The sequence below is a fragment of the Flavobacterium ginsenosidimutans genome (assembly GCF_003254625.1).
Classification (GTDB): Bacteria; Bacteroidota; Bacteroidia; order Flavobacteriales; family Flavobacteriaceae; genus Flavobacterium; species Flavobacterium ginsenosidimutans.
This window is the reverse complement of sequence record NZ_QJRJ01000029.1, coordinates 1-488: the sequence shown is the minus strand read 5'-3', so window position 1 is coordinate 488 and position 488 is coordinate 1. Positions and strand designations below refer to the sequence as shown.

Here is a 488-nt window from a genome sequence, read left to right as displayed (position 1 = left end):
CCTCCAGATGGTGACCATGAATAGGTGTAAGGGCCTGTTCCTCCAGAGGCAGTTACTGTAGCCGTGCCATTATCTGCCTGACTGCATAAAACGTCTGTTTTTGTTGTTGAAGCAGTAAGTGCAGCCGGTTCGTCTATGGTTACCGTTTCAGTTGTCTGGCATAAATTGGCATCTGTTACAGTAACAGTATATGTCCCGGCAATAAGGCCAGATGCAGTAGCAGCAGTTCCTCCAGAAGGAGCCCATAGGTAAGTATATGCGCCAGTTCCTCCTGTAACGCTTACTGCTGCAGATCCGTTAGTGCCTCCATTGCAGGAAACATTAGTTTTAGATATTGAAGCAGTAAGCGCAGTAGGTTCATTTATTATAACATTTGCATTAGCTGAACAGGAATTGGCATCTGTAACTGTTACAGTGTAATTTCCAGCAGAAAGACCTGTTGCAGTAGCAGCAGTTCCTCCAGATGGAGCCCAAGAATAGGTATAAGC

1 protein-coding gene is annotated in these 488 nt (G+C 45.5%); it reads right to left on the bottom strand.

Annotated features, from left to right (window positions below):
* On the bottom strand, nt 1-488 hold a 488-nt coding region (locus tag DM444_RS00140), incomplete at both ends, for a SprB repeat-containing protein (RefSeq protein WP_204251642.1).